Here is a 20,936-nt window from a genome sequence, read left to right as displayed (position 1 = left end):
CGTAGCGTCCGTCACTGGCGGACAAAATGATAGAAGTGTCTTTTTGTGGTGCCTGACACCAAATGGTACTAAAATAAAATTGTAAGTGGGACAAAAATGGTGCTGAAACGGTGATTTGATTCCAATATGCACCTTGTTTAAGGGAGGGATTGGGTTGAGGAAGTTAGTAGGGGCCATGCTGGTTTTGCTGCTATTTGGGGCGGCTCTGGCTGGTTGTAGTAAGGAACCGACGCCACAGGATCGATTTGCGAGTTACATAGCTTTATGGAATGAGCAGAAGTTTGATAAGATGTATGATTACCTTTCTAACAATGCTAAGAAGAAAATCACCAAAGAAGAATTTACGAACCGCTATCAAAAAATCTACAAAGATCTTCAAATTACTGACCTCAAGATTGACTTTAAAAAGCCAAAAGAAAATAAACAGGCGGACAAAGAACAAGCCCAATATTCATTTACCGCCACTATGAATAGCCTTGCGGGACCTATTCAATTCACCCACAAGGCCAAATTACAGAAGGAAGAACGGGCTGACAAAAAGAATTGGTACGTAGACTGGAATACGGGGTTCATATTTCCAAAATTGCAAGAAGGGGATAAGATCGGGATTAGTACGATTGCGCCCAAAAGAGGGGAGATTTTGGACCGCAACGACATCGGACTGGCCGTGAATGGCCAGGTGTATGAGGTCGGAGTTGTGGCTGGGAAAGTAACGGACGATGTGTTAGAACCGTTATCCTCGCTATTAAAAATGAGTCCTGATCAGATTAAGAAGGCGATTAGTGCAAGTTGGGTTAAACCAGAGCTGTTTGTACCGTTGAAAAGGGTTTCGATGCAGGATGAGGAGCGGATTGCTCAGTTGGTCGCGCTCGAGCCGGTGCAAACGCGGAAGGTGGAGGCTCGAATTTATCCTTATGACAAAGCGGGGGCGCACCTCATCGGTTATGTTGGAGCGATTACGGCGGATGAGTTGGAAAGGCTCAAGGATAAAGGGTATACAAGCAGTGATATGATTGGAAAAAGAGGGCTCGAGCAAGTTTATGACGAGCAATTAAAGGGTAAGACCGGTGTGAAGATTACGATTAACAAGGAAAATGGTGACAAGGAGGTGCTTGCTGAAAAGCCGGTCGAGGATGGAAAAAATGTCAAGCTGACGATCGATGTTGATGTTCAGACGGCGATCTTTGACCAACTGGGCAAGGAGGCAGGCACTGGAGCAGCTATTAACCCGGTAACGGGGGAAACGCTGGCACTTGTCAGCACGCCTTCATTTGACCCGAATCAAGCCATGCTTGGCTTCTCGGCGGCCGAATGGAAGGCGCTGCAGGAGAACAAGCAACAGCCGCTCTCTACGCGCTTTAAACAGACCTTTGCGCCGGGATCGGTCATGAAGGCGATAACGGCTGCAGTAGCGTTGTCGAACGGAGCGATTACGCCGGAGCAAGCGGTGCCGATTATAGGGAAGCAGTGGCAAAAGGATAAGTCGTGGGGCGGTTATTTTGTAACGCGCGTTCACGCTGGCTCAGCACCGGTTAATTTGGAAAAAGCGTTTGTGTTTAGTGATAATATTTATTTTGCTCAGGCAGCGTTGAAAACGGGGAAAACAGCGTTCGCGGATGGGCTGAAGAAATTTGGCTTTGAGGAAGATCTGGCCTATCCATTCCCATTGGAAAAATCTACGATTGGCACGTTGGACCGGGAAATTGCGCTGGCAGATTCGGGATACGGGCAAGGGCAGATTCAGATGAGTATCGTTCATTTACTGTCGACGTATACTCCCTTTATTAATAATGGCAATATGATTAAGCCAATTCTTTTGGCAGACGAGCAGCAGGGCCAGGTTCTGAAAGAGGCGGTGGTCTCAGCCGAACATACCGGGGTGATTGCGGCGGATTTGCGGAAGGTGGTTAGTGACACTGCCGGGACGGCCCATGCCATTGATATGAAGGATTATCCGCTCGCGGGTAAAACAGGGACGGCGGAGATTAAACAAAAGCAAGGTGAAACAGGCACGGAAAATGGCTGGTTCATTGGTTATAACACCAAGTCACCGAGCTTGATGGTGGCGATGATGGTTGAGAATGTCCAGGGCCGGGGAGGTTCGTCGGTGCCGGTGAAAAAAGTGAAGAAGGTTTTTGAGTTGATACGTTAGAATGCGGAGTTGCTGGATAGGTGTCAGGCACAAGGAGTGGGTGTCAGGCACCACCAAATGAGCATAAATTTAAATTTTGGGAATTACACCTAGGAAACCTAGGTGTTTTTCTTTGTTTGGGATCTTTTTGAGGTTAAGGCTTAATATTCCGGCTTCCACTGATACTTCTCCAAATCAATAACCCCATTCAATCCGATCTCCACGCCTTCTGCCTCCAAAGACAATCGTTGCTCATTGTACGACTCGTCATCCTGGAGGGCGATTTGCCCCTTTGCGTTGATGACACGGTGCCAGGGAAGGCGATATTTCTTGCTCATGGAGTGGAGGGCGCGGACAACTTGGCGGGCAGCACGGGGGCTTCCAGCTAGCCGAGCGATTTGACCATAAGTCGCCACTTTGCCTTCGGGGATGCTGCGAATAATTTCTACTACATTCTCTGTAAAAGGTGTCATCGGGATCGTCCTTTCAAAAAACACATATCCAAAAGGTATCAAAGATATAATAATTTTAACAATACTTTTTGAAAAATTTGCCCCAAATAATGCATTGTACTGGCTACGGAGACCCTTTAGTAAGCCCCATTCCAATGATTTTCACCATTTTTGAATAATTTTTTTATCGACAAATTTCTTGGGAAATAAAAATACCGCATAGATATTTCCAATTGAAAACCGCGCTACAAAGCCATTCTGGACGATTTCGAAGGACTGTCGAAAAAAAGTAAGAAGTCCAATTTTCAAAAAACTTTGGATAACACCTTGTCCTGATTGAGTATTTATAGCATATTCCCGTATCCAAGCTAATAAAATGGTTACAAACCTTTACAAAGAGAGTGTTTGAGGTGAAGAGTCGTTTGAAGTTAGCGGATATTCAGTCGGAGACATGATTATTCATCGTATAGACAGAAGGTAACTTACTTTCTGCCGTTTAGTGCCTGGCACCCATCAAGGGCGGTATTCTCCGCGTGTCCTCCACTAGTGGACAAATGTCCTTTAGTGGTGCCTGACACCAAAATTGATGACACCAGACACCAAAACGGAAGCAGAATTCGTCGAAGTGATAAGCGGGTCTCATTTCACACTTCTCACATCCAATTTAGGGAGGGCGAGAGTGTGCACGATTACATCAAAGAGAGAACTATCAAGATTGGAAAGTATATCGTGGAGACGAGGAAAACGGTTCGCGTGATTGCGAAGGAGTTTGGCGTATCCAAAAGTACAGTCCATAAGGATCTAACAGAGAGACTTCCTGAGATTAATCCAGAGCTGGCAAACGAGGTTAAAGGTATTTTAGACTATCATAAATCAATCCGTCATCTCCGAGGGGGAGAGGCAACAAAAATGAAATACCAGAAAGAAGAAAAGGAAGGTGAAGCTGTTAAATAAGCCGTCATTTCAAAGCCAAAATAAATTGTGTCAAGGCATTCTCTAAGATTCCTCCAAATCGACATCCTTCTGCAAAATTTAACATCTTTTCTTTGTTAAAAGTATGGAAATTCTAATGAGTGTGGTACAATATACAATTAGGAAAAGTATGTGGATTCCGTTTTAAGGAGGAAAGAAAAGAGAATGTTTGCAAGAGATATTGGGATAGATTTAGGTACGGCTAACGTGTTAATTCACGTGAAGGGCCGTGGAATCGTATTAAATGAGCCGTCTGTAGTGGCAATTGACAAAAATACAAATCGCGTACTTGCTGTTGGTGAAGAGGCTCGCCGCATGGTTGGTCGGACACCTGGGAACATCGTCGCGATCCGCCCATTAAAAGACGGCGTGATCGCTGACTTTGATGTGACAGAAGCAATGTTAAAGCATTTTATTAATAAGTTAAATGTAAAAGGCTTTTTATCGAAGCCACGCATTTTGATTTGCTGTCCAACGAATATTACAAGTGTGGAGCAAAAGGCAATCAAAGAAGCTGCTGAAAAAAGCGGCGGGAAGAAGATTTACTTAGAAGAAGAACCAAAGGTAGCAGCGATTGGTGCGGGAATGGACATTTTCCAACCGAGCGGAAACATGGTAGTAGATATCGGAGGAGGAACGACAGATGTAGCTGTTCTTTCAATGGGCGATATCGTGACGTCTTCCTCCATCAAAATGGCCGGTGACAAGTTCGACATGGAAATCCTAAACTACATCAAGCGCGAATACAAGCTCTTGATTGGTGAGCGCACAGCTGAAAATATTAAAATCAACATCGGGACTGTATTCCCAGGTTCACGCTCGGAAGAAATGGAAATCCGCGGTCGTGACATGGTGAGTGGTCTGCCTCGTACCATCTCGGTTCGTTCCGAAGAAGTCGAAGGCGCATTACGTGAATCAGTTGCTGTGATCGTTCAGGCTGCAAAAAGCGTGCTAGAACGCACTCCGCCAGAACTATCAGCTGATATCATTGACCGCGGCGTTATTTTAACAGGCGGCGGCGCATTGCTGCATGGCATTGACATGCTGTTAGCGGACGAATTAAAGGTTCCGGTCCTAGTGGCAGAAAATCCAATGGATTGTGTTGCGATTGGAACAGGAATTATGCTTGATAATATTGATAAGATTCCAAGTCGGAAGTTTGGATGATCTTTTCTAAAAGAATTGTCCTTCGCCTGCGATAATTAATTAGTAAACCGAAAATTTTAATGGTATTTTCTGGTTTGTTGTTGTAAGACATCATACCTTGAAGAGAAGGATACAAAAAGTCTAATGAAGCAGGCAGGACAAGCCTTAGTCATTGGGCTTTTTTATTTGTGCTTCGGTCAAAATTTCTTGCAAAAACGACAGAATTTGAGTGAATTCTACTTTAAATGACTATTTTCTGTAAAAAGTTGATGAGTATTTTGAATTTATTTTTTATAATAGAATAATGAACGACCAAAAAATTAATCCAAATGCCCAGCGACACGAGTTGAACACAAAAAATGGTTATAATATGTATAACTCACTGAGTCCGGGGTCTACCATGCAGATACACATAAATGGGCGGACTTCAGTTAAAGGGGAATTAACAAATGTCTATAAATAATCCAAATCAAGAATATAAAACGAGAGAAGAATATAAGCGGGCCAAAGCCGAAGCTCAGCAATATAAAGACGCAGCGAAACGATCCAAGGACGAAGCACAAAGAACGAAGGATGCGGATAAACACGCCCAGGGCGAAGCGCGCAGAGCACAGGACGCATTGAGAAGTACCAAAGAGGATGCACGACAAACAAAGGGTGCTCCTGCGATACCTGCCAAGGAGGCCGTTCGAGTAACAAAGAACACAGCAAAACCTGCGGTATCAATCGCGAAGGGTGCGGTAAAAGCGGCGGCTGCAGTCACCAAGACCGTAGCGAAACCGGCAAAAGCAGCGGTACAAGGCACGAAGGATGCTGCGAAACAAGCGAAAGCCGAAGGACGTGAAAAGAAGGCAAAAAAACGGGAGACATCAAATGTGAGGAACTCAAGCCGTGAGGCACACAAGTCGAAAGATGCCACCACGGGCAACAAAGAAAAGAATGTCTCTGATAAGCAGCAACGAGTCAGAATTCGCCTCATTCCAATTTGGCTGCGACTGATTCTTTTAGTGGTCTTTGTTTTCATAAGCATATCGGTAGGCGCTATGGTTGGATACGGGATGCTTGGCGGCGGGAATGTTAAAGATGTATTCAAGGAATCCACATGGACGCATATTATAGATCTAGTTGAAAAAGGGAAAAGAAAAGTGGAGGAAGGGAGGTAAACCCCTTCCTTTTTGTATACCTTAAGTAGTAGAATAGAAAATAAATACTTGTTACTAGTAGGAGGTACTAAACTAATGCTTGATATCGAACAAATCAAAGAAATTATCCCACATCGCTACCCCTTCCTTTTGGTCGATCGAATTTTAGAAGTAGAAGAAGGAAAAAGTGCGGTCGGGATTAAAAATGTCAGTGCAAATGAAGAATTTTTCAATGGTCATTTTCCCGATTATCCCGTTATGCCTGGCGTACTAATCGTTGAAGCCCTTGCCCAGGTTGGGGCTGTCGCTATGTTGAAAAAAGAAGAAAACCGCGGCCGCTTAGCCTTTTTCGCAGGAATTGATGGCTGCCGTTTTAAAAAGCAAGTCAAACCAGGCGACCAGCTTCGTCTGGAAGTTGAAATCATCCGTCTTCGCGGACCAATCGGTAAAGGAAAAGCCGTCGCAACCGTTGACGGCGAAGTTGCCTGTGAGGCTGAAATCACCTTTGCCTTAGGGGAGAAAAAAGAATAAGCAGAACAAAACGGCCGAGGGGAAAATTTCCGGTCGTTTTTTTATATGTGGCTGTTTTCTAAAATTTGTTGTTCTTTAAATAAGATGGACTTCCGCTCACCCGCGGAAAGCGAAGTGTGTTCTAAGGCGGGCTAAATATCAACAATATCAACGAAAATAGCCTATCTGTAAAAAAATTCTAGCTATCATTTGAAAAACATTGGAAACCCTAAAAACAGGCCAATAAAACAAGGGTCAAATTAAGTTTGGAAGGGGTTTATGATTTTGAAGAAAAGGTTATTTCTTTTGCTCGCTAGTTCAATTTTCTCTGCTGTTGTATTAACAGGCTGTAATAATGACAACGATAACCAAAATCCACCACCACCGGCTGTTAATAATCCAGCAGATAACGATCTTAATGATAACGATCTCAATGATAACGATCTCAATAATAATGGTAATTATGATAATGACAACGTTGATTTAGACAACAGAAATGACCATTATCCAATGTCGGAGGACAAAAATACTGATACCGACAAAGACCCAATTAAGGATAGCAACACCAAAAAAGAAGAGATAATCGAAGATGATATTGACCGTAGAGACGCAGACAATAAAGACGAGTAATTTACGGCAATAGGCACTACAAAAAAGGGACGGGCGTATAGCCTGTCCCTTTACCTATAATTTAATTGTTCGACTTTACTTTTAACTTCGGTTTACTTTGGATCTTTTCTCTAAATTCAGTGAGCAGCGCTTTGCCCTCAAGCCCCTTTTGAAGAAGACTTTCGAGCAATAGCTCAGAGTAATCACTTTTGTTACGGCGAATTTTCCCCTCAAACAAAACGCTGATATGCTTTTCAAATTTAATCAATGAACATATTTTCGTTTGAAAATAAGCAGGAGCGTTCTCCTTCTTGGTAATAACAGCTTCAACAATAATGTCGCGATTTTGCTCGGAAATTTTTTTGAAATAATCATAGAGGGACAAATCTGTATACGCCTCAAGCAGCCATGTGGAGCGCTCGTCTTCCTTATTGAGAATTAAGCCATCTACTAACGGAACTTCAATCGAAGTGTCATCTTCCACTACATCTAATGAGTACAACTTAAAAGATTTCATCACAACCTCCTGATTTCCTTTTCCTAAATTATAACATAGGTTCGTTGAAAGCAAATGTCGAAAAATATTTGTCGAAATTTCAAAGATAATAGTTTCCAAAAAACTACAGTTCTTTTTTGACAAAAAACGCCACGATAGATCGATTATTCAGCAAAATAGGACAAGATAATGGTCTTTTCTCTGTTTTACAACAAGGTCACCCTCAGGCTATGCTAATACCATCAAGGAAAAAAGTAGTTCATTTTTTCCCAACAAAGAAGGAGATGAAGGAATGATCAATCAAGTCACACTTGTTGGCAGATTGACGCGGGACCCGGAATTAAAACAGACGTCAGAAGGGACGGCAGTGTCCCACATCACCCTAGCGGTGAATCGTCATTTTCGCAATCAAAACGGCGAAGTCGAGGCCGATTTTGTTCAATGCACACTTTGGCGGAAATCGGCCGAAAATACGTGCCAATATTGCCGGAAAGGTGCAGTTCTCGGGATCACAGGGAGATTGCAGACGCGGAACTACGATAATAAAGAGGGGAAGAGGATATATGTTACCGAGGTGGTCGCGGAAACAGTCCGTTTTCTAAGTTCCAAGCCGCATGAAGTGGAAGCTGGGCCCAAAAAGGAGGAAGCGACCATTGGTGTCTAACAATGAAATGACCAGAAATCTAGAGAAATTATTGGAAAGCTTAATCAAGATGGTTGGACATTCAAATAAAAATGTCGACGGCCTCCAAAAGCGCGTCAGCCAGCTGGAATGGATTGTTAAGGAACAGCAGCATGAAATCAAGGAAAGAGACGACCTCATCAGAATATACTCCCCTCACCCACACGAATCTTCACAAATTACTCCTTTTCGTTTTTAGGTAATGCTCTTTTCGTAACTTTGTTGCTTTTGAATCATAAAAAGGTTCATTTACTAGGGTTAACAGGCATATTTGCCAATAGTCATACGAAAAGATGCCACGAAGCATCTATGAATAAGGGTTGTTGAACTTATACGAAAAACAACAATCTATACGAAAACAGCTTTAAGTAATTTCCATACACTATTTAAAAAAATTATCCCCGCAACTGACTTTTTGATAAAAAATCAAAGCCATCTCCGATGTGATCTCCATTTTTCCGGCAGGTATTTGCCGGACTTTTTTTTTGGTCGGCAGGTATAAAAATATTTGAGTGGGATATACTAATAGAAAAACCCCCCTGTTTTTTTAAAAAGAAGCCGCTGAACTTGTCAGCGGCTTCTTTGATGTGTTTTTCTTATAGCTTGTCCTTATGGGGGTATCGCCAACATTTTGACATAAAACCCACTCTAATACATTTTTTGGAAACAAAAAGTCGTTTTCTGCTACGCTAAGGGAAAAACGGCTTCTTTTTATCTTGTTTGTCTTATTCTTTAACTTTTAATAGTCCGGATACAGCTACATTTCGGAAATTTTGTACGCTGAGCTAATATCAACATAAAAAAGTCGATCCATTTTCGTACAGAATTGCTTGTTTATACAGATAGGTAAGGTTTTGAAGTTATCGCTACCTTTTGTCGGGTAGGTCAGAGATATTACTATTCTCCTTCCCCCCTAAGAACCGTACGTGTGCCTTTCGGCACATACGGCTCAAGCACGCATTTATCCACGTCTAGGTTTAAATTAATCCTACAATTTTCTTTCCCTTTATATATTGTTTAACGCTCCGAAGTTGAGAATTATTGGGAATGTCACCCTTTGCAGGGAATACCTTGTGGTATTCAAGATGGCAAGATATATGAATTAACTCTATATTCTTATTCATTACTTCCACCTTTTCCCCTAGGGATTCTATGATGTATTTCTAAACCCTCAAATTCATCTGCAATTGATTTACTACACAGTGGACATTTGTATTTCTGCTTTTTAGCTAATTTTTGTCTGTATGCCACATTGTTTCTATCGAACTCTTTAATATCACGTTTCTGAAAATATTCTTTGAGATACTTATTAAAAGGACTGTAATCATATTTAATTTGTACGTGTCTTATAATTGGTGTCCAAGACATCTTTTTGAGTTGGTTATTAGTTATAGGGTCTGTTAAAATCCAATTACTTTTACTTTGACCCGTTTTGTCTGGTTTGAAGTACCTTTGTTTAATCCAATGCCAACTCTTTTTCGGGTGAAGTCTTCTCAGAAATTTATACTGGATTTTCCAGATGTGTGAATCCATTTCCGAAAAGACTTCTTTGGCGACGCTTGGACTCCAGTAATTCGCTGTTCCTATCGTGATAGGGTTTAACGTACTGACCAAAACTTCTACATTTTTTCCATATAGTTGTCTTGCCTTATCGGTGATTTTCTTCTTCGCATTTTTAATGCTATCCTTAGAAGGTTTGGTAAGAACTTTACTACCATTATGCTTTTAGCCACTTTGCTATTACGTTCCGAGCTGGGAATCCGTTTATCTGTTCAAGGATATAATCATGGTTTAAGTTGTCGAAGCAACCTTTGAAATCTCCTTCAAACACCCATTGCTTTTGTAGGTTTATTTGCATCCTCACCATATTCATTCAAATCAAGCACCATGAATTACACCACTCCATCGAGTAGGCTTTCGGCAGCCGAAACTGCTAACGGTAATTTCTCACGCCTTTTTGCCGAGCTTATAACACTATCATTCTTACTAAATCCAGTGCTATTCGACTAAGAGAGAACCCTTCAAGGCGTTACCCCGTCATTTGATTCTTCGATATAATCCTTCAGTTCCGACAGGAACTGTCTGACCTTTACCTGAGTATTGTTATCAATCTCGATTTAAGCCAGAAACATTTCGCACAACTAACGCACCCGTTAGCCTAATAAAAAACTTTTTTAGTGTCTACTTGACGTGGCTATGTGCAAAGCTCTTCCTCTTTTTATTACGTCAAATAAACTTCGTTTCTTACAACTACAATCTTAATAATAAATTAGCAAATAAAAATGCTCGTTCAGCGAGTTTGTCAATTTGGATATGTTCATATTCTGCATGAATGCCTTTTCCACAAGCACCTAAACCGTCGAGAGTAGGAATACCTATAGCTGCTGTGAAATTCCCATCACTTCCTCCTCCAACAGATGCTTCTTCTAAATCTATACCTAGTTCAACAGCAATGGATTGAGCACATTCAAATAGTTCTTTTGTTTGTTCTGTTTTCACCATTGGAGGTCTAATCATCCCACCGGTTACTTCCAATTTGATGCCTTTTAAAATGGGTTTTAAATTTAAAATAATATCCGTCGCTCGTTCTGCTTCTTCTTCTGTGGAAACACGTAAATCAATGTTAGCTTCCGCGTACTCCGGAACTACGTTCGTCCCACTTCCTCCAGTAAAGGTTCCTACATTAACAGTTGTTCCTTTTTCGTAATTAGTAAATTCTTGTAATACAATTACTTGTCTAGCTAATTCTTCAATAGCGTTTATGCCATCTTCATGATGATTACCTGCATGAGCAGCGCGTCCCCATATTTTTAATGTAAAAACCCCTACTCCTTTACGAGCTGTCTTTAAAGCACCTGAACCAGCCACAGCAGGCTCAGCTACGAGTACAGCACAACTTTTTTTCGCTTCTTCCTCGATATATTCTTTAGAAGCAACTGAACCAATTTCTTCGTCTGAATTGCAAAGAAATACGATCTTTTTATTTAGAGGAAGCTTTAGTTCTTGGATGGCTTTAATTGCCCACAGAGATTGAATAATGCCACCTTTCATATCTAAGATACCAGGGCCATATAATTTATTTCCTTCTCTTTTAAGATTGAGTCTGCCTTTCTCCCAAACTGTATCAAAATGTCCTATAATTAAAATTTGATGTTCTCCTTCTCCAATTGTAAATTTCATGTGATTCCCAACTTTAGTTTCTTTTATTAATTCATAACTTACATCTAATCGACGCTGGAAAAGGTGAGTTAAATATGTACCACACTCGTCTACTAATTTTTTATCGTAAGAAGGTGATTCTTTTTTTACAAACTCAATTAAATCATCTAACATAGCTTGTTCGTGATCGTACAAATAACTATAAACGGTTTTTTCCATTAGCAACTTACTCAAAATAATTCCTCCTCTGAACTACAAAATATTTCTGTAGTCTCTATAGTCTCAACTAATACTATTGCAAGAACCTTGCCAGCTTTGTTTTTTTATTAAATCGACTGTCTTTAACCTATAGATTTTTTTATAGGATGTTTTTTAGTACTTCTGTATCCTATAAATAGACTTATAAATACTATTTTTTTAATGTAAACTACTTTAAAGAGTTAATTTATTAATCTAAGAAACTGGCATGATTTTTGCATTGGGTTTAAGTGTATGTTGTTAGTCATTTTCTGGAATTAGATTTCAGAATAATCGAAATAAAAACAAAGGAGGTATATCGAGGATTTCTTAATGTAATATATTTTAATTTGGAGGGGAATTATACTGATGGAATCTACAGCTCAAAAAACAATTCATCAACCTACTAGAAGAAAGTTATTTAAACCTGATGCTTATGTCCTTTTGTTCTATATTTTAATAATCTGCACTATAGCTACTTATCTTGTTCCAGCAGGAGTATTTGATCGAGTAAAAAAAGGTGACATTATGATGACTGTTCCTGGAAGTTATCATTTAGTGGGATCTACTCCTGTTAATTTCCTTGAAATTTTTACTGCAATTCAAAGTGGAATGGTTGCTGGAGCTCCTCTAATCTTTCTTATTTTATTTACTGGTGGTGCATTAGCTGTTATTGATAAGACGGGGGCTATCGACACCTTTATCCGAAATGTTATAAATTTATGTAAGGGAAGAGTTCTTCTACTTATTATTCCTATTTGTTTAATGTTTTCTATACTTGGTACGACAGGTATCATTGTTAATTCTGTTATTGCTTTTATCCCTATAGGAGTAATGATTGCTCGTAAATTAAAATTAGATGCCATTTTTGGGGTATCTCTTATATATCTAGGTACTTACGCAGGGTGGAATGTCTCAGTGATAAGCCCTCAAACATTAGGGTTATCGCAGCGAATTGCTGAGTTACCACTATTATCTGGAATGGGCTTTCGTATTGTCATTTATTTCACTTTCTTACTATGTACTATCTCTTATATATATTGGTATGCACGTAAAATTCAGAAAGATGCTAGTCAAAGTATCCTGGGTTTAGAGCGGTTTCCAAATTCTTTAGGCAAAAATGAGAAGGAATTAAAAACACAGAAGCTAACATTGCAACATAAAATTGTTTTATTATTTTCAGGTGGATCTTTACTAGCATTTATTATTTGTGCGCTTATTTTTAAATGGACTGAAAACGAAATGGCAGGTTTATTTATTTTTATAGCTATAGGTGCTGGACTTATTTCACGTATGAATGTTAACGATATTGCCAAAACATTTATGGGTGGTTGCCAGAAACTTGTATATGGGGCGTTAATTGTTGGAATGGCTCGAGCTGTGATTATTTTGCTTGAACAGGGACAACTTTTAGATACGATTGTGCATGGTCTTTCTACGCTTTTAGCTCCACTTTCTCCAATTACAGGAACATTAGGCATGTTTATAGGTAGTGCAGCTATTCATTTTTTAATTTCGTCTGGGTCAGGGGAATCGACTATGTTAATGCCAATATTGGTCCCCCTTGCTGATTTGCTAAATATTACTCGCCAGGTAGCGGTACAATCCGTTTTATTTGGGGAAGGAGTAGTAAACTGTATTAACCCAACATCAGGTGTACTAATGGCAATACTGGCTACTAGTGGTATTTCATATGGTAAATGGCTTAAATTTATGATTCCGTTAACTATTATATGGACAATCTTAGCTGCTATCTTTTTAACAATTGGTGTATTAATAAAATGGGGCCCTTACTAAGTTATTTCAAAATCTGATAGAATAAGAGCAAAATGCAATCGTATGGTAAGGAGAAGAAGATGAAAAAGCCCACTATACTTCTTGTGACTATCAGCAAAAAAGTATGCAAAACATTTGAAGAAAATCTAAGAATGTTTTTTGGTCCGAAAATCTATATTGATACATGTTATGAACCCTTGCAATTAAACGAGGTGCTCATCCATAACGCTGATTTAATTTTACTATCTAGTCCAGTGCTTGAAGACTCTATTAAAGCATTGAATCCCAATAATCCTGTTATGGTTGCTAGACGTTCTATTGGAATTTCAAAGTTAGAGCAACTTTTAGATTTAGCACCTCAAACAGAGATTTTATTAGCTACTAGTGATGTAAGGAGCGTTAAAGATTCTATCGATCTTCTGCACTCGTTCGGATTTGGTCATTTAAAGTTAATTCCTTATGTCCCCGGTCTTACAAACGTCAAACAAGCAGAAAATCTTGAGTTTGCAATTACTCTTGGACGAGATGAACTTGTACCTAAACATATTAGAAAAATCATTGATTTGGGAAATAGACCCATTGATTTAACCACCATGCTCGATATTGCTCGTCTTTTCAACCTTTCTTTGGAAAAGGCCCATTTTTATATAGCAGAATTCTTTAGAGACTTCGTGAAAACGGGAAGGGATTTATCATTATCTATTCAAAATGAGAAACAACTAATACAGAAATTAGAATCTGTTTTAGATGCAGTACATGAAGGGATTATAGGGCTAGATGAAAAAGGAATCATTACATTAATTAATGAAGATGCTCATCGAATTCTACAACTCCCTTCTATAAACTGTATTGGAAAGCATTACAACGAGGTTATACCCAATTTTCAGATTAGTGAGACCTTCGTTGATCAAAAGGAACAACTTGATAACTTATTTCAAATAAATAACCGCTCATTGTTAGTATCCAAAGTTCCCTTAACTTTTAATCAGAAACTAATAGGACTTGTGATTACGCTTCAAGATGTCACAAGAGTGCAAAGAATGGAGCAAGAAATTAGACGAAAAAGCTCTGAGTTAGGTCTAACTACAAAATATTCATTTGATAATATTATTGGAAATAGCCATTTAATTGTATCTGCAAAACAAAAAGCAATTCGATTGGCTCAAAGTGATTATACAGTTTTGATTACTGGAGAAAACGGTACGGGGAAAGAAGTGTTTGCACAAGCTATACATAATAATTCTGAAAGGAAAGACAGGCCATTTGTGGCAGTAAACTTTGCAGGGTTAACTGAAACATTAATAGAAAGTGAATTATTTGGTTATGAAGGTGGAGCGTTTACAGGCGCTAAGAAAGAAGGGAAAATGGGTTTATTTGAATTAGCTCATAACGGGACTATTTTCATGGATGAAATTGGAGATGCTTCACTGAGTATTCAAGCGTCCCTTTTACGAGTTCTTCAGGAACGCCAAGTTATGCGTGTAGGTGGCCATAGGGTCATACCAATAAATGTACGAGTGATTGCTGCCACCAATAAAAACTTACATAAAATGATTAAAGAAGGTACGTTCCGAGAAGATTTATATTACCGTCTAAACGTCTTGCCAATACACATGCCTCCGCTTCGAGAAAGAAAACAAGATTTATTTATACTGATAGACTTCTTATTAAGATTAAATAAGAAAAATTTAATGCTTGACTCAGATGTTAAAAATCTTTTAATGAGCTATAATTGGCCAGGAAATATACGTGAACTTGAAAATTTCATTCATTATTTAATGGTTATTGTAGAAGGAAATACAGTAACTAAAAGCCATCTGCCAGATCAGATTTTGTTATCACAAAAGACTTTTGATTCAACAAATAATTTATTATCAGAGATTGAAGAGGCTCTTCTCTTTTTAAAAAGAGGAAATTTTGTAGAGGATTATAAATCTATACTACAAGCACTGTGGATTTGTAAAAAACAAGAAACAAGTGCAGGGAGAGGGGTTATACAAGAAATGCTTCCTTCCTTTTTATCCGATTCGCAATTACGACATCGTTTATCAATATTAGCTAAAACTAACTGCATTAAAGTTGGAATTAAAAAACAGGGAACGGAAATTACAGAAGTAGGTGTAGAGATACTCAATAGGTTAGAATTGTAAATACTATAGAATGAGATTTTAATACAAAACCTTTAAATTTCGAGAAGAAAGTGTCCACAATATTGTTTCAAAGATAATTTATAATAAAATAAAAAGGCAACCTGTATTTTTATCCAGGGACCGTCAATAATTTTGTGTAAATATGCATTTCCTTTTCTTATAGTTTTCTCGAAGAAAGCACTTGAATTAATGGTGCTTTCTTTTGTTTAAAAATCCCTGTTTTAAAACCTACCGATATTTATTATCTTTTATATAAATGAACACTTGTTCAACTAACTTGCCCGGTTAGCTTAAGTACATTTCTTCACAATCTCTTTTCTATATTAACATAAATATCCATTTCCTTTTTTACAAAAAAAGTACCACAAACGAACGTTTTAGGGAAAATTTTTCACTTATCAGTAATTCACTTATTTTTGTTGTTTTCTAATCCACTAAACCCTTCCCTTTAACATCTTCCCTAAAATTGACGCTTTATCCGAATTGGATATGCTCGTGTTTCTAATCAAGACCAAAACTTAGATCTTCAAATTGACGCTTTAGAGAAAGCAGGAGCAGCTGTTATTTACAAAGAGAAAATGACCGGAACGAAAAAAGAACGCCCAGAATTAGAGCAACTTCTTAAGGCTATAAGTGAAGAAGATTCTGTGGTCGTTTATAAATTGGACCGTATTTCAAGATCCACAAAGCACCTTATTGAGTTGGCTGAAACCTTTGAAGAAAAAAAGGTCAATTTTATTTCCATACAGGATAGTATTGACACAATCTTTAAATGAAAGATTAGATTATATCTTGGAAAATTTAGATTCTCTTAAGGGAATAAGTATTGACAAGTCAAGGATTCGACTAGACCGTTTAGAGAAAGATACACCTGAAGAAGCAAAATCTCTTAGCCAAACGTTATATAACATGTTACCTCGGGTAAAACTTACTGATTTATTGATTGAAGTTTCCAATTGGACAGGATTTGATGAACACCTTACTCATGTATCTAATAACCGTCCTCCTAAGGGAGAAGAAAAGTCTATTGTAATGGCTGCGATTATGGCTATGGGGACCAATATCGGACTTACCAAAATGGCTGAAGCAACACCGGGAATCACCTATCATCAGTTAGCTAATGCAGCCCAATGGCGATTACATGAGGATTCACTAAGTAAAGCTCAATCAACTTTGGTTAATTTTCAACATCACCTTTCTTTATCAAAACATTGGGGAGATGGGAGCACCTCTTCTTCGGATGGAATGCGTGTACATATTGGTGTCTCTTCTCTTCATGCTGATGCTAACCCACACTACGGAACAGGGAAAGGTACTACTATCTATAGATTCACCAGCGATCAATTTTCTTCTTTTTATACAAAGGTTATTAACACAAACGCTCGAGATAACGTCCATGTTATAGATGGGCTGCTTCATCATGAATCAGAATTATCCATTGAAGAGCATTATACGGATACAGCTGGTTACACTGATCAGGTTTTTGGATTAAGCCATATATTAGGTTTTCGCTTTGCTCCTAGAATGCGAGATCTATCAGACTCTAAACTTTATGTCATGGATAAATCCAATGATTATTTAAAGATTGATAGCATTCTACGAGGAAAAATCAACATTAAGGTTATTCAAGATAACTATGATGATGTCTTACGATTAGCACATTCCATACGTGAAGGTAAAGTGTTGGCTTCACTTATTTTAGGAAAGTTAGGGTCTTATTCTCGCCAAAATAAAATGGCAACAGCATTGCGTGAGATGGGCAGAATTGAAAAAACAATCTTTATATTAGACTATATTTCAAATGAAACCTTACGTCGGCGTGTCCAAAGAGGATTAAATAAGGGCGAAGCTATGAATGGATTGGCAAGAGCCTTATTTTTTGGGAAACGTGGAGAGTTACGGGAAAGAGGATTGCAAGATCAACTTCAACGGGCTAGTGCCTTAAAGATTCTTATAAATGCTATCACAGTTTGGAATACAGTTTATCTCATAGAAGCCACAAAGATATTAAAAGCAAAGGGACTATTAAAAGAAGAGTTATTACCTCACATTTCTCCATTAGGTTGGGAACACATTAATTTGTTAGGAGAATATACATTTGATGTAAAAAAGGTACCTTCAAATGAATTGCGTCCATTAAAGGTATAAAGATTAGGCTGATTTTTCCTTAGAGTTGGATAAATCAGCTTTCAATTTCCATTTATTATCTTACCATGGGTTTTATGTCAAAATGTTGGAGCTACCCCTGGATGAAATAAGAAATGGAATAAAATCAAAATAAAGGAAATTGGAAATTATCGTCGAATAATGTTAATTGGTGTAAAAAATTGTACTTTATGGAGGTATGTATCTTTGTGGAGAAAAACTCAATAATATTCATTGGTAAGCAATCGAGCAAGAAGGAAATGAAAATCAACAGTAAACCAAGCTTTTATGATGCAGTGCAACTCTCAACTCAGTCACCCCAAACGCATGAGGACAATCCTTATCTATCGATTCCATTTAATAGAGAAATGATTCCCGTCCATATCTTTAACTCCAAAATTCAACTTACGTACGAGCAACATTCTTTACAAATTTATCATGAAAACAATAATCTAAAGGAAAAAGAGGTCATCGAGATCCTCACCCATGTTGCGGTAAAAGAAGGGAACAAAGTGTCATTTTTAGCATTCTTCCCGAATGATAAAACCGAACTAACGAAAGGGAAAACCACGCGGACCCTCGCGGAAAGCAAGAAGATGAAAGAGGAAAGTAAAGTTTAGGTAAGGTTGGTGTCAGGCACCAGATGCTACAGACTACAGATGGCAGTGTCTGACACCATCAAACACTAATAGAGGTGCCTGACACCAGCACACATAAAAGAGGTTCCGGGAATTCACTCGGGATCTTTTTTATGCTTATTGCCATACGCAGTGATTACCAGCGAAATCTAAATAAGTCGCTGCTAAAAGTGAAATTCCACTCCAAAAAATTGGTCCTGTTATGACACAGAAATGACACTTTCTATTGTAATATGACAAAAAGTGATGAACTTTTAATCTATTTGTAACATTGCTGGTACATTCTTCTGGTATAACTAGAGTACTAAGGAAAGGAGAAAGCGTATGCAAACGACAAATAAGCGTATCATTCTCGTGTTACTTACAATTTTATTATCAGTATCGGGATCTATGGTTACATATGCACAAACAAGCACGGAAGCCCTACATAATGCTAAGCAAGAGCTAGAGCAAAAACAAAGAATAGTAGAGCAAAAAGCGCAAGAAAAGCAGACTGTAAATCAAGAAATAGAAAAAATTCAATATGAATTGAATGCTCTATACACCGATATTACAAAAAACAAAGAAGCAATGGCCAAAACGCAACAAAAAATAGACGCAACCAACCAACTTATTGAAAAAAAGAAACAAGAAATTGTCGTTCTCGAAGACAAAATCCTTGCTCGTAAAGGAATTATGAAGCAGAGGGCAGTCTCTCTCCAACAAACGGATAATATTAATGTTATTGTCAACTTATTCTTCGAATCTGATAGTATCTCAGATTTTATCCAACGCGTGAGTGCCGTTTCGACCCTGATGGACGCGGATAAAGAAATCTTGATAGCTCAGAAGAAAGACCTGCTGCAGATTGAAGAAGATAAAAAAGAGATTGATAGACAAGAACAAACTTTAATAGAAGATCAAAAAGAACTCGCGAATCAGCAACAAACACTTGATCAAAACATGCAAAAAAGACAACAAACCCTAACCGTTATGCAACAAAAATATAGCCAAATCCTTAAACAAATGGCGCTTGCCGAACAGGAAAAGGCCGGCATTGAATCGCAAATGAAAGACATTCAAGCCAAAATCAGAAGTGAGCAAGAAGAGGCGAAGGTACGTACCGTTACTAAAACAAAACCGGCGCCATCTTTAGATAATAAGACAAATGTAGCCGTAGAAGGAAAGGAAATGTATGTTACTGCCACAGCATACAGCTCAGAAGAGTCTGGTAACATTACCGCAGCTGGCTACAACATTGGTAAAAATCCAAATATGAAATTAATTGCCGTCGATCCAAGAGTCATCCCACTTGGAAAAAAAGTATGGGTTGAAGGTTATGGCGTTGCGGTCGCAGGCGACACAGGCGGTGCGATTAAAGGCCATATAATCGACGTATTAATGCCAACGAGATCCAAATGCTTACAATGGGGTAGAAAGACCGTAAAAATCATCGTATTAGACTAGAAGTAGTCTTATACGAAATACAAGATCTGACACACAAAAAGTGTCAGGTCTTTTTTGTGCTACAGCCAGCCGGTGCCTGACACCACGAACAGGCAATAGGCTGAATATTAAGCAGCATATTTGAAAGGAATTTTGATATTAGTAAAGAAGGAATACATTCAAGTTAAGAATGAAATGGTTTACCTTTGGTTCACTAAGAAAGGGAACTGGGTTTGACTTACGACGACAGGGGGAGTATATCAATGGAAAAGCGAGCAATTGGTCATAATGGTCATTATGTTTCTGAGATCGGCCTTGGTTGTATGGGGATGTCATGGCTATATGGAAAGGCGGAGCGAAGCGAGAGCATCGCAACCATCCACGCGGCACTGGAGGCAGGCATTACACTCTTTGATACCGGAGATCTTTATGGTGACGGTCACAACGAATTACTTTTACGTGAAGCTTTACAAGGGGGCCGTCGAGACAATGCCTTCATTGCCGTAAAATTCGATGGAAAACTGCACTCGACTGATAAAAAGGATGAGGAGGTGAATAACCGTCCTCACACAGTAAAAACTTTCCTTACGGATACACTAAAGCGCCTAGGCACCGAATATATCGATCTGTATCAGCCGTCGCGCATAAATCCTCATGTACCTATCGAGGAAACGATTGGGGCAATGGCTGATATGGTGAAGGCAGGGTATGTGCGTCACATTGGACTTTCCGAAGTAGGCGTTGAGACCATCCGCCGCGCTCATGCAGTCCATTCGATTAGTTGGTTGCAAATGGAATATTCCCTATTTAATAGAGAACTTGAATTAAATATTTTGCCGACCTTAAGGGAACTAGGCATTGCGCTTTCGGCTTACGGTGTTCTTTCAAGAGGATTGTTGAGCGGGAATTGGTCAAAAGAGCGAGTAATGGGGCCGGATGATATGCGGGGGAAAGCACCGCGGTTTTCCAACGAAAATCTGGAAAAGAACTTAGTCCTTGTTGAGGCATTGCGTGAAATTGCAGAAGAAAAGCAAGTAACCGTTGCGCAGATGGCGATTGCATGGGTTTTATCCCAAGGTGATGATGTGATCCCATTAATTGGTGCAAGAAAGCAATCACAACTGCACGAGTCCATAGGTGCAGTCGACCTGAAATTAAGCTCAACTGACCTTTCACGAATCGAAAAAGCCGTACCACGAGACCTTGTCGCCGGTGAATACTACGGTGTACCCCGGAAAAAATGGTTCATTCAATAAGGCCCTTTTC

17 protein-coding genes and 2 pseudogenes are annotated in these 20,936 nt (G+C 39.1%); 15 read left to right on the top strand and 4 right to left on the bottom strand.

The window, feature by feature from the left end; genetic code table 11:
- Positions 1 to 154 precede the first annotated feature (154 nt).
- Positions 155 to 2,152 (top strand): penicillin-binding transpeptidase domain-containing protein, encoded by a 1,998-nt coding sequence (locus ACJ004_RS17815; protein ID WP_410894480.1) that lies wholly within the window; start codon positions 155 to 157, stop codon positions 2,150 to 2,152.
- A gap of 140 nt (positions 2,153 to 2,292) precedes the next feature.
- Here ACJ004_RS17815 and ACJ004_RS17810 read toward each other — a convergent pair whose 3' ends face one another.
- Positions 2,293 to 2,604, bottom strand: coding sequence for an MGMT family protein (locus tag ACJ004_RS17810; RefSeq protein ID WP_410894636.1), 312 nt, complete (start codon positions 2,602 to 2,604; stop codon positions 2,293 to 2,295).
- Between the two features lie 660 nt (positions 2,605 to 3,264).
- On the opposite strand from ACJ004_RS17810, the gene spoIIID reads away from it, so the two are divergent.
- The 5 genes from spoIIID to ACJ004_RS17785 all read left to right on the top strand — a co-directional run bounded on the left by spoIIID (position 3,265) and on the right by ACJ004_RS17785 (position 6,983).
- Positions 3,265 to 3,537, top strand: coding sequence for a sporulation transcriptional regulator SpoIIID (gene spoIIID, locus ACJ004_RS17805; protein ID WP_026568271.1), 273 nt, complete (start codon positions 3,265 to 3,267; stop codon positions 3,535 to 3,537).
- 183 nt (positions 3,538 to 3,720) lie between these two features.
- Positions 3,721 to 4,722 (top strand): rod shape-determining protein, encoded by a 1,002-nt coding sequence (gene mreB / locus ACJ004_RS17800; RefSeq protein ID WP_335696379.1) that lies wholly within the window; start codon positions 3,721 to 3,723, stop codon positions 4,720 to 4,722.
- Positions 4,723 to 5,150: 428 nt separating this feature from the next.
- Positions 5,151 to 5,864 carry a DNA-directed RNA polymerase subunit beta gene (locus ACJ004_RS17795; protein WP_410894479.1) on the top strand — a complete coding sequence of 238 codons (714 nt, stop codon included), beginning with the start codon at positions 5,151 to 5,153 and terminating at the stop codon, positions 5,862 to 5,864.
- Positions 5,865 to 5,939: 75 nt separating this feature from the next.
- Positions 5,940 to 6,374, top strand: a complete 435-nt coding sequence (gene fabZ, locus ACJ004_RS17790) for a 3-hydroxyacyl-ACP dehydratase FabZ (RefSeq protein ID WP_335497154.1) — start codon at positions 5,940 to 5,942, stop codon at positions 6,372 to 6,374.
- 264 nt (positions 6,375 to 6,638) lie between these two features.
- Positions 6,639 to 6,983: a hypothetical protein gene (locus ACJ004_RS17785; protein WP_410894478.1), complete on the top strand. Its 345-nt coding sequence runs from the start codon at positions 6,639 to 6,641 to the stop codon at positions 6,981 to 6,983.
- A gap of 61 nt (positions 6,984 to 7,044) precedes the next feature.
- Here the strand turns inward: ACJ004_RS17785 and ACJ004_RS17780 are convergent, their stop codons facing one another.
- Complete coding sequence (locus ACJ004_RS17780; RefSeq protein ID WP_410894477.1) at positions 7,045 to 7,479, bottom strand: YwpF family protein; 435 nt, start codon at positions 7,477 to 7,479, stop codon at positions 7,045 to 7,047.
- 271 nt (positions 7,480 to 7,750) lie between these two features.
- On the opposite strand from ACJ004_RS17780, the gene ssb reads away from it, so the two are divergent.
- Both ssb and ACJ004_RS17770 read left to right on the top strand, forming a co-directional pair.
- Positions 7,751 to 8,122 carry a single-stranded DNA-binding protein gene (gene ssb, locus ACJ004_RS17775; RefSeq protein ID WP_410894476.1) on the top strand — a complete coding sequence of 124 codons (372 nt, stop codon included), beginning with the start codon at positions 7,751 to 7,753 and terminating at the stop codon, positions 8,120 to 8,122.
- Positions 8,115 to 8,339, top strand: coding sequence for a hypothetical protein (locus ACJ004_RS17770; protein ID WP_410894475.1), 225 nt, complete (start codon positions 8,115 to 8,117; stop codon positions 8,337 to 8,339). The genes ssb and ACJ004_RS17770 overlap by 8 nt, the downstream gene beginning before the upstream one ends.
- A gap of 917 nt (positions 8,340 to 9,256) precedes the next feature.
- Here the strand turns inward: ACJ004_RS17770 and ACJ004_RS17765 are convergent.
- Both ACJ004_RS17765 and ACJ004_RS17760 read right to left on the bottom strand, forming a co-directional pair.
- Entirely contained in the window at positions 9,257 to 9,820 is a 564-nt protein-coding gene (locus ACJ004_RS17765; protein ID WP_410894635.1) for a group II intron maturase-specific domain-containing protein, read from the bottom strand.
- A gap of 570 nt (positions 9,821 to 10,390) precedes the next feature.
- Positions 10,391 to 11,518, bottom strand: a complete 1,128-nt coding sequence (locus tag ACJ004_RS17760) for a M20 family metallopeptidase (protein WP_410894634.1) — start codon at positions 11,516 to 11,518, stop codon at positions 10,391 to 10,393.
- A 387-nt stretch (positions 11,519 to 11,905) separates the two neighbouring features.
- On the opposite strand from ACJ004_RS17760, the gene ACJ004_RS17755 reads away from it, so the two are divergent.
- The 7 genes and pseudogenes from ACJ004_RS17755 to ACJ004_RS17725 all read left to right on the top strand — a co-directional run bounded on the left by ACJ004_RS17755 (position 11,906) and on the right by ACJ004_RS17725 (position 20,926).
- Positions 11,906 to 13,333, top strand: a complete 1,428-nt coding sequence (locus ACJ004_RS17755; RefSeq protein ID WP_410894474.1) for a YfcC family protein — start codon at positions 11,906 to 11,908, stop codon at positions 13,331 to 13,333.
- 59 nt (positions 13,334 to 13,392) lie between these two features.
- Complete coding sequence (locus tag ACJ004_RS17750; protein ID WP_410894473.1) at positions 13,393 to 15,462, top strand: sigma-54 interaction domain-containing protein; 2,070 nt, start codon at positions 13,393 to 13,395, stop codon at positions 15,460 to 15,462.
- Positions 15,463 to 15,938: 476 nt separating this feature from the next.
- Positions 15,939 to 16,226 (top strand): annotated as a pseudogene (locus ACJ004_RS17745) (recombinase family protein); the annotation flags it as partial.
- Positions 16,225 to 17,610, top strand: a pseudogene (locus ACJ004_RS17740) (Tn3 family transposase); the annotation flags it as partial. The pseudogenes ACJ004_RS17745 and ACJ004_RS17740, both read left to right, overlap by 2 nt.
- Positions 17,611 to 17,816: 206 nt before the next feature.
- Positions 17,817 to 18,227 (top strand): hypothetical protein, encoded by a 411-nt coding sequence (locus ACJ004_RS17735; protein WP_410894472.1) that lies wholly within the window; start codon positions 17,817 to 17,819, stop codon positions 18,225 to 18,227.
- A gap of 342 nt (positions 18,228 to 18,569) precedes the next feature.
- Positions 18,570 to 19,691 carry a 3D domain-containing protein gene (locus ACJ004_RS17730; RefSeq protein ID WP_410894471.1) on the top strand — a complete coding sequence of 374 codons (1,122 nt, stop codon included), beginning with the start codon at positions 18,570 to 18,572 and terminating at the stop codon, positions 19,689 to 19,691.
- Between the two features lie 242 nt (positions 19,692 to 19,933).
- On the top strand, positions 19,934 to 20,926 hold the full coding sequence (locus ACJ004_RS17725) for an aldo/keto reductase (protein WP_410894470.1): 993 nt from the start codon (positions 19,934 to 19,936) through the stop codon (positions 20,924 to 20,926).
- Positions 20,927 to 20,936: the final 10 nt, after the last annotated feature.

Origin of the sequence: Neobacillus sp. 204 (assembly GCF_046562815.1) — a bacterium.
Classification (GTDB): Bacteria; Bacillota; Bacilli; order Bacillales; family Cytobacillaceae; genus Neobacillus.
The sequence above is the reverse complement of the archived record's forward strand: the minus strand, read 5'-3'. Positions and strand labels throughout refer to the sequence as shown.